At 66.0% G+C, this 14,262-nt stretch carries 11 protein-coding genes; 7 read left to right on the top strand and 4 right to left on the bottom strand.

All coding sequences use genetic code 11. The features are described 5' to 3' along the window. Position 1: 1 nt before the first annotated feature. Together ACIBK2_RS44645 and ACIBK2_RS44640 are read right to left on the bottom strand one after the other, a co-directional pair. Positions 2 to 1,717: an ABC transporter ATP-binding protein gene (locus ACIBK2_RS44645; protein WP_396977159.1), complete on the bottom strand. Its 1,716-nt coding sequence runs from the start codon at positions 1,715 to 1,717 to the stop codon at positions 2 to 4. Continuing rightward, positions 1,714 to 3,546, bottom strand: coding sequence for an ABC transporter ATP-binding protein (locus tag ACIBK2_RS44640; protein ID WP_396977157.1), 1,833 nt, complete (start codon positions 3,544 to 3,546; stop codon positions 1,714 to 1,716). Before ACIBK2_RS44640 ends, ACIBK2_RS44645 begins: the two co-directional genes overlap by 4 nt. A 109-nt stretch (positions 3,547 to 3,655) precedes the next feature. Between ACIBK2_RS44640 and ACIBK2_RS44635 the strand changes: the two genes are divergently transcribed. The 5 genes from ACIBK2_RS44635 to ACIBK2_RS44615 all read left to right on the top strand — a co-directional run bounded on the left by ACIBK2_RS44635 (position 3,656) and on the right by ACIBK2_RS44615 (position 9,945). Then, positions 3,656 to 4,399: an alpha/beta hydrolase gene (locus ACIBK2_RS44635; RefSeq protein WP_396977155.1), complete on the top strand. Its 744-nt coding sequence runs from the start codon at positions 3,656 to 3,658 to the stop codon at positions 4,397 to 4,399. 47 nt (positions 4,400 to 4,446) lie between these two features. Beyond that, positions 4,447 to 5,904 carry an AMP nucleosidase gene (locus ACIBK2_RS44630; RefSeq protein ID WP_396977153.1) on the top strand — a complete coding sequence of 486 codons (1,458 nt, stop codon included), beginning with the start codon at positions 4,447 to 4,449 and terminating at the stop codon, positions 5,902 to 5,904. 421 nt (positions 5,905 to 6,325) lie between these two features. Next, on the top strand, positions 6,326 to 6,823 hold the full coding sequence (locus tag ACIBK2_RS44625; protein ID WP_396977151.1) for a hypothetical protein: 498 nt from the start codon (positions 6,326 to 6,328) through the stop codon (positions 6,821 to 6,823). 130 nt (positions 6,824 to 6,953) lie between these two features. Further along, positions 6,954 to 8,303: a CAP domain-containing protein gene (locus ACIBK2_RS44620; protein WP_396977150.1), complete on the top strand. Its 1,350-nt coding sequence runs from the start codon at positions 6,954 to 6,956 to the stop codon at positions 8,301 to 8,303. A 172-nt stretch (positions 8,304 to 8,475) separates the two neighbouring features. Beyond that, entirely contained in the window at positions 8,476 to 9,945 is a 1,470-nt protein-coding gene (locus ACIBK2_RS44615) for a benzaldehyde dehydrogenase (RefSeq protein WP_396977149.1), read from the top strand. Between the two features lie 3 nt (positions 9,946 to 9,948). Here ACIBK2_RS44615 and ACIBK2_RS44610 read toward each other — a convergent pair whose 3' ends face one another. After that, positions 9,949 to 10,824 (bottom strand): LLM class F420-dependent oxidoreductase, encoded by an 876-nt coding sequence (locus ACIBK2_RS44610; protein WP_396977147.1) that lies wholly within the window; start codon positions 10,822 to 10,824, stop codon positions 9,949 to 9,951. A gap of 196 nt (positions 10,825 to 11,020) precedes the next feature. Here ACIBK2_RS44610 and ACIBK2_RS44605 point away from each other — a divergent pair, with 196 nt between their 5' ends. After that, positions 11,021 to 11,575, top strand: coding sequence for a hypothetical protein (locus tag ACIBK2_RS44605; protein WP_396977145.1), 555 nt, complete (start codon positions 11,021 to 11,023; stop codon positions 11,573 to 11,575). A gap of 37 nt (positions 11,576 to 11,612) precedes the next feature. On the opposite strand, the gene ACIBK2_RS44600 is transcribed toward ACIBK2_RS44605, so the two are convergent. Further along, positions 11,613 to 13,070: a M20/M25/M40 family metallo-hydrolase gene (locus ACIBK2_RS44600; RefSeq protein ID WP_396977143.1), complete on the bottom strand. Its 1,458-nt coding sequence runs from the start codon at positions 13,068 to 13,070 to the stop codon at positions 11,613 to 11,615. Between the two features lie 142 nt (positions 13,071 to 13,212). Between ACIBK2_RS44600 and ACIBK2_RS44595 the strand changes: the two genes are divergently transcribed. Continuing rightward, positions 13,213 to 14,262 (top strand): alpha/beta hydrolase, encoded by a 1,050-nt coding sequence (locus ACIBK2_RS44595; protein WP_396977141.1) that lies wholly within the window; start codon positions 13,213 to 13,215, stop codon positions 14,260 to 14,262.

Below are 14,262 nucleotides of genomic sequence, written 5' to 3'. Positions count from 1 at the left end.
TTCATTCACTCGCGACGGGCGCCATGGAGATGTCCCAGAAATCCGCGTAGCGACCGGCGCGATGCAGTAGTTCCTCATGGGTGCCCTGCTCGATGATTCGGCCGCCGTCGAGAAAGACGATGTGGTCGGCGCGTTGCACGGTGCGCAGGCGGTGCGCGACCATCACCACTGTCCGGCCGGACATCAGGCGTTCGATTCCTTCGTGGACGGCCGCCTCGTTCACCGGGTCGAGTGCGGAGGTCACCTCGTCCAGCAGCACGATGGGGGAGTCCTTCAGCAGGGCTCTTGCGATCGAAACACGTTGGCGCTCACCGCCGGACAGTAGGGCGCCACCTTCGCCGACATTCGTCGCCCAACCACTGGGCAGTCGTTCGATCACGTCGTCCAACTGGGCGGCGGTCGCGGCCGCGCGCACCTCGGTGTCGTCGGCGTCGGGACGGCCGAGGCGCACGTTCTCCTCGATCGTGCCGTCGAAGAGATAGACGTCCTGGAAGACGATGGCGATCTGGCGCATCAGCACCTCGGTGCTGATCGCGCGTACGTCGACACCACCCACCCGCACCACACCGGTGTCTACATCGTAGAACCGCGCGATCAACTGCAGCAGGGTGCTCTTGCCCGCGCCGGACGGTCCGACAATGGCGAGCCGCTGTCCCTCCGGCACGGACAACGTCAGATCGTCGATCAAGGTGCGGTCGTGCTGCCGGAAGGTGACCGACTCGAACCGCAGATCCCGGTCGACCGGCGTGATCGGTTCGCGAGGTTCCGGCAGCGGCTCGGTGCGCAACACCGCGTCGAGCCTGGCCAACTCGGCCCGAGCGCCGCGCAGTTTGCCACCGATATCCGACAGCGAAAGCAGTGGATCGGCGCAGCGGGCGGTGAGCACCAGGATCGCCAAAACCTCTGCCGCGCCGATGTTCCCGCCGAGCGCGAGGTAGGTGCCGAGGATCAACAGCCCGGTGAACACGGCCTGCACCGTGAGCGTCAGCCCCACCGCCCCGGGCACCGCCGACAGCGTGGAACGGCGGGCCGCGCGCTGAGCCTCCTGCAATGAATCGTCGAGCAGTTCGAACCGCTCGCCCGTCCGACCACCTGCCCGCAGCACCGGCTGCGCCTGAAGATATTCGATAACACGCCCGGACGCCTCGCGACCACGTTCAGCACTCGCGATATCTGCAGCGGCCATCGAGCGGCCGGTCCAGATCTGCACCGCCGCGACAACGGGGACGGCGACCAACGCGGCCAACCCCAACTGCCAATTGAAGGCGAACATCACGACGATGATCGTCAGCGGAGTCACACAGGCGGCGATGAACGGCGCCAGCAGATGCGCCGACACGCTCATCGCCTGCAGCAGACCACGACTGGCCATGACGGACACCTCGCCGACCCGATCGGCGCTGTACCAACCGATGGGCAAGCGGGCCAGATGATCGCCGAGCCGGTGATACATCCCGCGCAACATCGTTGCCCCGACCCGGAATCCGGACAGATCACTGCGATAACGCAACCCCGCGTACGCCGCGACCGCGACACCGAACGCGATCAGCCACGGCCGGGCAGCTCCTGGATCGCTCCCGAACAGCGCCCGCAGCACGGGAACCAGCAGTGCGTAGGACAAACCCTCGACCACCGCGGTGATCGTCATCAGCGCTATGGTGCGACGCATCGTCCGGGCGTAGTCATGTCCCAGCACCTGCAACAGCATTCGAATCATCTGCGCGAGTCTCCTTGCCGTACTCGGGTTTCGATCTCATCGCTGAGCGCGGATCGGTGCGATTGCCAGAACTCCGCGAACTTTCCGTGCTGCGTGAGCAACTCGCTGGGTCTGCCGCGTTCGACGATTACTCCGTCCGCCAACACCACGACCGTGTCGGCGTCGGCGACCGTCTCCAACCGGTGCGCGATGACCAGAATTGTCCGATCACCTGCCAGCGTCGCCAGTGCGTCCCGCACCGCGCGCTCGGTCTGTGGGTCGGCGAAGGCGGTCGCTTCGTCGAGCACCAGAACTGGCGCGGCGGCGAGCAGCGCACGCGCTATCGAAATACGTTGTGCCTCACCGCCGGACAGCTTGACGTCGTCACCGATCACCGACTCGTATCCACGCGGCAGCTCGAGAATTCGATCATGGATATTCGCCAACTCGGCGATGCGCACCACCTCATCGCGGTCGGCCGCCGGTACCGCCAGCGCGATATTGTCCGCGATCGACGCGCGCAGCAGCCGAACATCCTGGAAGACAAAGGAAACCGTCCGATAGAGCTCCCGGCTGCTGAGCTCGCGCAGATCCACCCCGCCGAGCAGCACCGAACCGTGTGTCGGGTCGAAGAACCGCGGCAACAGCTGAACCAGCGTGGACTTCCCGCTCCCCGACGGGCCGACGAGCGCGGTGACGGTCCCCGGCTCGAGCACCAGGTCGATCCCGCGCAGCACCTCGTGCTCGGCGTCGTAGCCGAAGCGAACACCGCGCAGTTCCACCTGATGTCCCTGTGCCACAACGGGATGCGCGGGCTCCGGCAGTGACGGCACGGCGAGCACGTCCTTGATCCGCCCGACCGCCCGCCCGGCGGCCTGCATATCGTCGAAGCCGTGGCCGAGCGCCGCCACCGGTGCGGTCAGTCCCAGCCCGAGCAGCAGGAAGGGCAGCAGGTCCGCCGGTGCCATCGAGCCGTTCGTGATCAGGGTCGTACCACCGATCAGCACGACGAGCAGCACGAACGGCGGCGACAGCGCCAGCTGCATCCCCGCGGCGATCGCGGAGACGGCGCGCACCCAGTGCACGAAGGTGTCGACGAAATCGTCGGCGGCCGTGCGGAATTTACTATGTGCCCGCCCGGAGCCGCCGAACGCCTTGACCACCGAGATGCCCTGCACGAACTCGACCACCGAGCTCGCGATCCGCCCCATGGCCGTATCGAACTCCGCCTGCTCGCGCTGCCGGGTCGGCGTCATCATCAGCGGGACAAGGGCAATCGCCAGCACCACCGGTATCAGCGTGATCAGCGTGAGCCGCCAGTCGATGGTGAACAGGTAGACCAGCGAGATCAGCGGCACCACGAATGCGGAGACGAGCTCGCCGGGCGCATGCGCGATGAACGGGTGCACGGCACTGACGTCCTCGCCGACCACCTTCGCCAGCTCGCCGGTGCGGCGCTGGGAGAACCAGCCGATCGGCACCCGCCCGAGCCGCTCGGCCAGTTGCCTGCGAAACGACAGCTGCACCTGGTTGTCGACGATGTGCCCGATACCCGCCGAAGCGGCCGTGCACACCAGTCGCACGAACATGCCTACCGCACCGGCGATCACGACGGCCCAGACGTGACCGTGCTCGATCGGGCCGGGCGACAACAGCGTTCGCCCCAATTCGACCACCGCCAGCAGCGGCGCGAGACCGGCGACAGCGCCGACGACCTGCAGGACGATCACCGCGGCGAAGCCTGGCGCATGAGGGCGCAGCAGGCTCGAAAGGCTTTGTGCTGCCGTGGAATCGGCCCTCGACGATGGTGTGGACTGTTCCGTCGCCGCAGCGACGTCGAGCACGGTCATCGCGTTCCCTCCCGGTTTTAGTACGCGTATAAATAATGTACCTCGAGCGAGTTCGACAGGCCATGGATCGCAACTTTGCTAACTTGCCCGTAAGAGATAGGGGCGACCGTTGATCGATCACCGGAGTTTCGAGCAACAGGAACGAGCGGCAGTCGACCGCCTGCTGCGGCAGCCCGGCGACCTGGGCGCCATCACCTCCTACGGCCCGCACCCGGACCAGGTGATCGAGGTCTTCGGCGAACCGGGACCAGCGGTGGTGTACATCCACGGCGGCTACTTTCGGCCCGCCATCGATCGGGCCCACGCCAGGCCGTTCGCACGCGCCCTGGCCAAGGCAGGTCAGCGGGTCGTGCTGCTGGAATACCGGCGGGTGCCCGGCGATCCGTCGGTGGCGATCGAGGACCTGGACCTGTTCGAGTCCCGCTTGGCCGAACCCGTGTTGTGGGTCGGCCACTCCGCAGGCGGGATGCTGGCGCTGACCCGGGCATACCAGCGCCAGGCCGCGGTCCTCGCTTTGGCGCCGGTGGCGGATCTAGCGCGCGCATCCCGACTACACCTCGGCGATCACGCGGTCACCGCATGGATGGGCGGAACTCCCGAACAACAGTCGCGCCGATACACCGACCTCAACCCCCAAGTGCGCCTGTCGCCGCGCCCGCCCGGCGTACTCCTGGTGCACGGCACCAATGATCAGACCGTTCCCGTCGCGCTGAGCCAGGACAGCCCGGCCGAATCGCTGGTACTACCGGACGCCCATCACTTCGACCTCATCGACCCCGAGTCCGAAAAGTGGCCCCAGATACTGGAATTGGTGCGCTCAGCAGTGCGGCAGCTGCCTCCGCAGGCGCGGTGAAATACGGTGTCCTTGCGACAACTTCCGAACGCGACGCAGGGAGACCCATGCCGAATCGGCCACCAGCCAGTTCGTTGACCAGCGCCGAGGCCCTGGATCAGCTGGAAACGCGCTATCAGCAATCCGTCGACGCGTTGCGCGAGGCGATCCGCGCCTTCGTCGAGAACGGCACCGTGCCGGACGACGCCGCCCGCGATGCGGGCTTGTTCGTCTATCCCGAACTCCGCATCAGCTGGGACGGCGCCGCGCCGCCGAAGAACCGCTCGCGCGCGTGGGGCCGGTTCACCCGGCCTGGCAGCTATGCCACCACGATCACCCGCCCGGATCTGCTGCGTCATTACCTGACGGAGCAATTGGAGATGATCGAGCGCGACTACGAGGTGCGCATCGAGGTTTCGCCGTCCCGGCAGGAGATCCCGTTTCCCTACGTGATCGATCGCGCCGATCTCACGTTGGACAGTTCGATGGCCGCGGTGATGGCCAGGTATTTCCCGACCACCGACCTGGCCAGCATCGGTGACGAAACCGCCGACGGCATCTTCAACGCCATCGACACCTTCCCGCTCAGCCATTTCGACGCGCTGCGCACCGATTTCTCGCTGGCGCGCTTGCAGCACTACACCGGAACGCCGGTGGACCATTTCCAGCCGTTCGTGCTGTTCACCAACTACACCCGCTATGTCGACGAATTCGTGCGCTGGGCCTGCGAGCAGATCGCCGACCCCGACAGCCCCTACGACGGCCTCTCCTGTCCGGGCGGCACCGTGATCACCGCCGAAACCCTGGGCGCGGCAACAGCTTCGGATCTCGCCTGGAAGAAACATCAGATGCCTGCCTGGCACCTGACCTCCGCCGATCGACGCGGCATCACCCTGGTGAACATCGGTGTCGGGCCGTCGAACGCGAAGACCATCTGCGATCACCTGGCGGTGCTGCGCCCGCACGCGTGGCTGATGATCGGCCACTGCGGCGGCCTGCGGGAGAGCCAGGCGATCGGCGACTACGTGCTCGCGCACGCGTACCTGCGCGACGATCACGTGCTGGATTCGGTGCTGCCGCCGGATATTCCGATTCCCAGCATCGCCGAGGTGCAGCGCGCGCTGTACGACGCCACCAAGATCGTCAGCGGCATGCCGGGCGAAGCGGTGAAGCAGCGGCTGCGCACCGGCACCGTGGTGACCACCGACGATCGGAACTGGGAACTGCGCTACTCCGCGTCGGCCCTGCGTTTCAACCTGAGTCGTGCGGTCGCGATCGATATGGAAAGTGCCACGATCGCCGCGCAGGGGTATCGCTTCCGGGTGCCCTATGGCACTTTGCTGTGCGTCTCGGATAAACCGCTGCATGGTGAAATCAAACTGCCCGGCCAGGCGAATCGTTTCTACGAAGGGGCCATCTCGGAACACCTGCAGATCGGCATCCGGGCCGTGGAACTGTTGCGCGCCGAGGGTGATCGGCTGCATTCGCGCAAGCTGCGCACCTTCAACGAGCCGCCCTTCCGGTAGCCAGTCGCCACCTGCGCAGCCCGGTCGATCACCTGATCGACCGGGCTGCGCTGCGTTGGTCGTGCGGTCGACGGACGCGCGGCAGCGTGCACACCGGGCGCGAGCGCGGCTTGGTCCACCGCCCAGCGGGGTCGTTCGTGATCCGATGTAATCCGGGCGTGATCAGACCGTGATCGCCTGTGTCGCTGTTAATCAGCCCTCAACTCGATTTTAGAATTCGACTTACAAGTCGTGGGTTGCTGCGCTGAGTTCTAACCTCAAATGCGGAATCAACAATTTGGTGGCGCCGGCGAGCCAGGCCACCCGACCAACGGCGGTCGGTAGGTCCCGGCCTGTAGCTCGACTCGGCAGCACCGAGCCTGTGCCTTTGGGGGACAGGCGATCCGACCACGCGATCGACCAACTCCGAAAGAAGCGTCTCATGGGTAAGCACAGCGCACCTAGCAAAAACCAGATCCCGGCCCGACTGGCGATTCTGTCGACGGCGACCTTGATCGGCCTCGGCGTCTCGGCGCACAGCGGAGCGGGACAGGCCGTCGCGGAAACGACGACCGTCGCCGACCAGAGCGACCACGTGGCACCGGCTCCGGCCAAGGCGAAGCGGGTACTGGCCGCGAACGGGCAGGGCCACCACAGCCGAAATGTGGCGCCGCCCAAGAAGAAGAAGCCCGGCGCCAAGCCGAAGGCCAAGCCCGCGGCCGACAAGCCCGCGGCCGATCCGTTGGAGCTGCTGAACAGCGGCAGCGCCACGCTCGCCGGATTGGCGAAGAGCCTGAACACCGGCAGTGCCGCCATCACGCCGTTGGCCAAGGCGCTCAGCACCGGCAGCACGGCGGTTTCCGGTAGCGCCGCCACCGGCAGCAAAGCGGCGGGTGGCCTCGCGCCCCTGCTCGGCCTGCTCTCCGGCAGCGCCCTCTGATCTCAGGGCGACGCACGGCCGCCAACCAGCAACAAGAAGGCATTTCATGGGTAAGCACAGTGCACCGCGGAAACTTTCGCCGGCAACAATGCTCACATTGTCCACCGCTTTCGGCGTATCAGCATTTGCTGTGACGTTTGCTGGAGCTCCATCGGCGTCGGCGGCCGATTCACCCGCCGACGAGGTGATCAGCCTGACCAACGCCGCACGCACCAAAGCGGGCTGCTCCGCGCTGAAATCCGAAGAGCACCTCACCGAAGCCGCGCAGGCCCACACCAAGGACATGGCGGCCAGCGGCAACCTGGACCACAACTCGTCGAAAGGTGATCCGGGCGACCGGATCAGCGCGGCGGGCTACAAGGCGCAGACCTGGGCGGAGAACATCGCCGAGGGGCAGACCAGTGCGTCCGAGGTCGTCGACGCGTGGATGAACAGCGAAGGCCACCGGGCGAACATCCTGAACTGCGGGCTGAAGGACATCGGTGTCGGCTACGCCAAGAGCGGCGACGGCACCCCTTACTGGACGCAGGATTTCGGCGCGTCCGATGGCGCCGACAAGGACAAAGATAAAGACAAGGACAAGGACAAAGAGAAGGACAAAGACAAGCCGTCCGGGGGAGATAAGGACAAGCCCTCAGGTGGTGACAAGGACAAGCCGTCCGGCGGTGACAAGGACAAGCCCTCCGGCGGTGGCGATAAGGACAAGCCGTCCGGCGGAGGCGACAAGCCTTCCGGCGGTGGCGATAAGGACAAGCCCTCCGGCGGCGGCGACCAGCCTTCGGACGGCGACGACGAGTCCAAGGATCCTTCGGGCGACGGCTCGGAAGTCCCCACGGATGGCGAAGGCGATTCGTCGGAGGACCCGTCGGGTGACGGCTCGGACGAGTCGTCGGATGGCGCAGGCGATTCGTCGGAGGACCCCTCGGGCGACGGTTCGGACGAATCTTCGAATGGTGAGGGTGATTCGTCCGAGGATTCGTCGGGTGACGGTTCGGACGAGTCCGCCGGTGACGGAGGCGATTCGGCCGAGGACCCGTCGGGCGAGGGTTCGGACGAGTCCGCGGGTGACGGCGGCGATTGGTCCGAGGACTCGCTGGGTGACGGCTCGGACGAATCTGCCGACGGCGCAGGCGATTCGCTCGAGGACTCCTGGAGCGACATCTTCTCGAAGGACGCAGGTGATTCCGCAGGCGACGCGTCCTCCGATGGCTTCGACTGGTTCGGCAACGGCGGCGACGACTCGGGTGACGGACTCGGGGCGCTCACCGGTGGCGGCGACGCCTTCGGCGGACTAGGCGATCTGCTGGACGGACTCGGCGGCGCGGGCGACGCGTTCGGCGGACTCGGCGGTGCGGGAGATGCCTTGGGCGGACTCGCCGGTGCGGGAGATGCCTTGGGCGGACTCGCCGGTGCGGGAGACGCTTTGGGCGGACTCGCCGGTCTGGGCGAGGGCCTCGGCGCACTCGCCGGTGGCATCTAGCTGGTCGGCCGATCCGACTCGATCGCCGAACAAGGTTGACGCCCAACCTTGTTCGGCGATCAGCCATGTCGCACCTCGGTGACGAAAGCGAACTTCGGCGAAGCGGTGCCGACTCGTCGGTTCGGTGAAATCATTGGTCGCGAGCGATTTCCGTCGAGAGAGACCCATGACTATGCCCACCCGAACAGACTTGCTCGAGCCGACGACGTGGGCAGGCAAGATTTTCAGCGACGGTTGGCACGATGCCGCCGTCACCGCGCCGGTCGTAGAGCCTGCCACCGGAGCTGAGCTCGGGCGCATCGGGATCGCGACGGTCGATGACCTGATCGCGGCGACCCGGTCCGCGGTTGCGAGCCAACGGGATTGGGCGGCTCAGCCGTTTCATGAACGTGCCGCCGTCTTGCGTCGAGCCGGAGATCTGTTCCAGCAGTACGCCTCCGACCTACAGCACTGGCTGATCCGTGAAACAGGATCGGTTCCTGCCAAGGCGACCGTGGAAACCGATGCGGCGGCCCAGGAATGCTTCGAGGCGGCGGCGCTGGCGTCGACGCCGATGGGCGTGCTGTTGCCCACCGAATACGACCGCCTCTCGATGACCCGCCGGGTGCCGGTCGGCACGGTCGGGGTGATCGCGCCGTTCAACTTCGCGCTCATCCTGGCTATTCGCTCGGTCGCGCCCGCCCTCGCGCTCGGCAATGCCGTTGTCCTCAAACCGGATTCACGCACCGCCGTCTCCGGGGGAGTGGCGCTGGCCCGGATTTTCGAAGCGGCCGGGCTGCCCGAGGGGGTGCTGCACGTGCTGCCGGGTGGCGCCGATATCGGCGAGGCGTTGGTCACCGACCCGCTCATCCCCGTCATCTCGTTCACCGGGTCCACCGCGGTCGGTCGCCGAGTCGGCGAGTTGGCCGCGCGCCACCTGAAGCGGGTGCATCTGGAACTCGGCGGCAATTCGGCGTTGATCGTGCTCGACGACGCGGATCTCGACGCGGCCGCCGGGCTCGGCGCGTGGGGTTCCTTCCTGCACTCGGGCCAGATCTGCATGGCGACCGGCCGCCATCTGGTGCACGAAAGCCTCATCGACGACTACGTCGCGTTGCTGGCCGCCAAGGCCGACGCGCTCCCGGTCGGCGACCCGGCCACCGAACAGGTCGCGCTCGGCCCGATCATCGACGCGGGCCAGCGCGACAAGATCCACCACCTCGTCACCGCGACCGTCGACGCGGGCGCCGACCTGGCGGCGGGCGGCAGCTATCGCGAGCTGTTCTACCGCCCCACCGTGCTCGCCGGTGTTTCGCCGACGATGCCCGCCTACGCGCAGGAGGTGTTCGGTCCTGTCGCACCCGTCCTGTCGTTCCGCACCGTGGATGAGGCCGTGCGACTGGCTGCCGCCGACGAATACGCGCTCAGCCTCGGCATCGTCACCGCCGACGCGGCCCGAGGACTCGCCCTCGCCGACCGGATCCCCACCGGGATAGTGCATATCAACGACCAAACCGTCGGCGACGAAGCCGTCGCCCCGTTCGGCGGGCTCGGCGCCTCAGGCACCGGCAGCCGATTCGGCGGCACCGCCGCGAACCTCGAGGCGTTCACCGAAACCCGATGGATCACTATGCGACACCGCCCCGCGACCTACCCTTTCTGAGGGTCAGCCGAGTTCGGCGAGCTGCGGGACCGCAGGCGCCATGCTGTCGATCCACGCGGCGGGCGATCCGGTGGTCGGGGTGATGATGACGGCGTGCACGCCGAGCTTCGCGTAATCGGCCATGCTCCGGACGAATTCGTCGCGAGTGTCCGGCGTCGGCCGGGGATTGTTGGCCATGATGGTGATCCGGAGCTCGTTGAAATCCCGGCCGACGTCGTCGCAGTGCCTGCGCAGCACGTCCAGCTTGTGCTCGATATCCGCAGGCGCGCTGCCGAAAAGGTTGCACGCGTCGCCGTACTGCGCGACCAGCCGCAGCGTCTTGCGCTCGCCGCTACCGCCGATGAGGATCTTGGGCCGGTTGATCGGCTGCGGCGAGCAGAGCGTCTCGGCCAGCTGATAGTGCGTGCCCTCGAACGGCCCGTTGTTCGCCGGATCCCACATCTGCAGACAGATACGCAGCGCCTCCTCCAATCGCTCGAACCGCTCGGCGATCGGTGGGTACGGCACGCCGAGCCCGAGGTGCTCGCGCTCGAACCACGCCGCACCGATGCCGAGCGCCGCCCGGCCGCCGGAGAGCACATCGAGCGTGGTGACGATCTTGGCGAGCAGGCCGGGATGCCGATAGGTCACACCGGTGACCAGCAGGCCGAGTTGGATGTTCGAGGTGTGCGCGGCCAGGAACCCGAGCGTGGTGTAGCCCTCGAGCATGTTCGACTCGGCGGGCAGCCCCATCGGCTCGATCTGAAAGTAGTGGTCCATGAACGACAACCAGGTCGCGCCGGACGCCTCGGCCGCGGCACCCACCCTGGCCAGCTCGCCGGCGATCGCCGCCGTACCGCCGTCGATGTCGAATATCGGAAGATGAAAACCGAGTTCCATTGAACGATCCCCTCGTGTGTGGGCAACTCAGAGCCCTCACGCTACGACCTGGAGTGCACTCCAAGTCAAGTGCCGCACCGAGCCGCCGACGCCGCACATCTCCCACGGTTGCGCGAGCGACGAATGTACGTTCGTAGCAGTTCCTAACCTTTGGGAGCCGGTCGACGAGGAAGTAGGTGCGATGCACTGGGACCAGATGACCGCCACACCGGACGAACTACGCGAGCACGCGAACCGAGTGCGCCGCGCCGCCGGACAGCTCGGCATGCTGGAGTCGATCATCAATGCGGCCGACGGCCCGTGGCTCGGCGCGATGGACGCCGACGGGCGTGGCGCGGCGGAACTGAAGATGCATCTCGCCGGGCGCTACCGCCTGACCGCCGTCGTGACGACCGCAGGCAAGCTCAGCCACGTGCAGATGAACGCGCCCGCCGAGGGTCTCGCCGGTGAGCGGGTGCTCTCCGCGAAGACGGCGGCCCGGCGCGGCTGGGACGCCACCGAGGAGATGCCCAAGCAGCCGGACTGGCTCGACTACGTCGTGGCGTGGGTGAGCAAGGCCAGCGGAGACGTCGACCGCCGCGGCGTCATCGAATGGCGCCTGTCCGGCGCGGACCAGAAGCTGGCCGCCATGAACGACACCATCGACAGCATGCGCGCCAGCCTGCTGGAACGCGAACAGTTGCGCGACGAACTCGCCACCGAGGTCGTCGCGTTGCGGACCGAACTCGAATCCCTGGACCAGCCGGCGTGACTCGCCGCGCCCGGTGTGGCGCGGCGGCCGACGGAAACTATTGGGAGAGTTGTTTGATGAGGCGATAGAGGAATTCGCGGCTGGCGTCGAGGCCCGCGATCGGTGCTCGTTCGTTCACGCCGTGGATGCGACCGGCGTCGGCGCTCACCATGAACAGCCCGCTGACGCCGTACATCGGAATCCCTTTGCTGCGCGCGTATTTGCTGTCGGTGGCGCCGGTGGACATGAACGAGCTCACGGCGGCGGTGGGGAACAGTTCCTTCGTCAGCGACGTGACGGCGGCCATGACGTCGCCATTGGTGGGTGAGATGCCGCCTGCCGGATCCACTTTGGGGGTGACGGTCAGCTTGCTGTCGGCGAGGGCCGCTTTCAGCTGCTTGTCGATATCGTCGGGTTTGTCCTGGGGGAGGATTCGGCAGTTGATCGTCGCGGTGGCCGTTTGCGGCAACGCGTTTTCGGCTTCCCCGGCCTTCAGCATGGTGGTCACGCAGGTGGTCCGAAGTTGGGCGTTGTATTCGGGATTCGCCGAGAGCCGATCCACCGCCTCCGGGCTCGGGTTGCCTGCGGCGACCGCGCGCATATCGTCGGCCTCCGGCCCGGTGCGGCCCGCGGCCAGCGCGGCGAAGTTGTCGCGGGCCGGGTCGCTGAGTGAGGACGGGAACCGGTATGCGGCAAGACGATTCAGCGCGGCAGTGAGGGTGTAGATGGCATTGTCGGGCGTCGGCACCGAGCTGTGACCGCCCGCCGCCTTTGCTTCGACCTGATAGGTGACGTAGGTCTTCTCGGCCACCTGCACGCCCTGCAGGCTCGGCTTGCCGTCGACCAGCAGTGCCCTACCGCCTTCGTTCAGGCCGTACTCCGCGTTCATCAGGTCGAATTTGTTGTCCATCAACCATTTCGCGCCGTTGTCCGTCCCGGCCTCCTCGTCGGCGGTCAGCGCGAGCACGATGTCGCGGTTGGGCTTGAACCCTTCGCGCTTCAATTGGATCAGGCCGGAAACCAGGGCGGCCACCATGGATTTGTCGTCGATCGAACCACGGGCGGCATAGAAGCCGTCGGTCTCGGTGAGCTGGTAGGGGTCGGTGTTCCAGCCGTCTTCGCGTTTGGCCTCGACGACATCGAGATGGCCCAAGAGCAGCAACGGTTTACGTTGTCCGGATCCGGTGAAGCGGAGCACCAGGTCACCCTTGCGCTGCACGGGTTCGAAGATCTGCATATCGGCTGCGGCGAAACCCGCGTCGAGCAGGCGCTGCTTCATCGCGTTCGCGGCGACCGTAGTGCTACCGGTCGAGTGCGAGGTATCGGTTTCCACCAATTGCTTGTATATGTCGTGGAAGAGATTCGTATTGTCTTGTGCCGGAACGCTCGACGAGCTCGGTGCGGAGCTCGTCTCGTTCTTCGAGGCATCGGAGTTGCAGGCTGTTGCGGTGAGCGCCGCGATAAGTCCCAAGGCGGCCACCGAAATGAGCGGATTGCGGCGACTGATATTAGACACGCTAAGAATTTAACACGATGTGCGGCAGCCTGTCCGCGTGTTTGCTTGACTGGTCGCCGAATTTATCCGACAGTGATCTCGCTTCCGCGACCGTCGAGTCGCGTTCCCTTGTTTACATTCTTTGGAAACGAGAGGTGAGAGTTTGCGTACCGAACGATTCGGCGGGGGTCGGCCGGCGAAAGTCGTCCGCGCACTGGGCGTTGTCTTTCTCGCGGCAAATATCCTGACCGGTCTAGCGATCGGCACTGCTCCGACTGTCGCAGCCGAAGATGGTTTCGCGCCAGGAGATGTGCCACTGAGCCGGTATGCCGAACCGGGGCCGTACGAGACGGCGCAAACCACCGCCACGCACAGTTGTGATTCATCGCCGTATGGATCCACCATCAACAACACCTGGCGATTCTGGGGTAATCAGTCGGAACTGCAATGCACGAATATATTTCCGTCGGGAACGGATTCACCGTTCGGTGTCACCTTCTACTACCCGAAGGACATCGCGAACATGGATCGGCTTCCGGTGCTCGTCTACTCGCCGGGCACCGGCCAGGATCCCGGGTATTACGACTCGAGTGCACGCTTCTGGGCCAGCTACGGATACGTGATCGCGATGCCGTACGACCTGCTCAATTCGACCCCCGAAATGGGTCTCGGTGGCGTACAGGCACTGTCGAATGCCGGCAAAAATCCCGACAGTCCGATGTTCGGCAAGGTGGATCTGAGCCGCGTCATCTTCGCCGGACACTCCGGCGGCGGCGGAGCAACCCAGCTCAACGCGAGCCTGCCGCCCGACGCATGGCACATGATCGATCCGGATGTGCGGATCATCGGCGCGGTGCCCACCGAGCCGTCGCCTTACGCGCTCGGCATTCTCCTCAACGTGCCGGTCCTCTATCTCACCGGTTGCAACGACGCGATCGTCTGGCACTGGTACCACCCGATGTGGACCCAATACCACACCGCCATAACAGTTCCGGCGTATCTGGCGTGCATTCGAGGCGGCACCCACATCACGCCGATGGACGATCCCGCGCACAATCCGTTCGCCCCCATCACCTTGGCGTGGATGGAGTATCTCGCCAAGGGCGACAAGGACGCGGCCAGGTACTTCGTTGGTCCCAACTGGACGCTGCCCGGTGACCCCGGCGTGGAATACGTGATGCGAAACGCGTTGGCCGACAGTCTCCCTGAATAG

Origin of the sequence: Nocardia sp. NPDC050175, assembly GCF_044459885.1 — a bacterium.
Taxonomy (GTDB): Bacteria; Actinomycetota; Actinomycetes; order Mycobacteriales; family Mycobacteriaceae; genus Nocardia.
Note: the sequence above shows the minus strand (reverse complement) of the source record. Positions and strands in the feature narration are given on the sequence as shown.

What these genes read in the sequence shown, in the direction of transcription:
- ACIBK2_RS44645 (WP_396977159.1), bottom strand. Translation starts at nt 1,717, where the DNA reads ATGATTCGAATGCTGTTGCAGGTGCTGGGACATGACTACGCCCGGACG.
- ACIBK2_RS44640 (WP_396977157.1), bottom strand. Translation starts at nt 3,546, where the DNA reads ATGACCGTGCTCGACGTCGCTGCGGCGACGGAACAGTCCACACCATCG.
- ACIBK2_RS44630 (WP_396977153.1), top strand. Translation starts at nt 4,447, where the DNA reads ATGCCGAATCGGCCACCAGCCAGTTCGTTGACCAGCGCCGAGGCCCTG.
- ACIBK2_RS44625 (WP_396977151.1), top strand. Translation starts at nt 6,326, where the DNA reads ATGGGTAAGCACAGCGCACCTAGCAAAAACCAGATCCCGGCCCGACTG.
- ACIBK2_RS44615 (WP_396977149.1), top strand. Translation starts at nt 8,476, where the DNA reads ATGCCCACCCGAACAGACTTGCTCGAGCCGACGACGTGGGCAGGCAAG.
- ACIBK2_RS44610 (WP_396977147.1), bottom strand. Translation starts at nt 10,824, where the DNA reads ATGGAACTCGGTTTTCATCTTCCGATATTCGACATCGACGGCGGTACG.
- ACIBK2_RS44605 (WP_396977145.1), top strand. Translation starts at nt 11,021, where the DNA reads ATGACCGCCACACCGGACGAACTACGCGAGCACGCGAACCGAGTGCGC.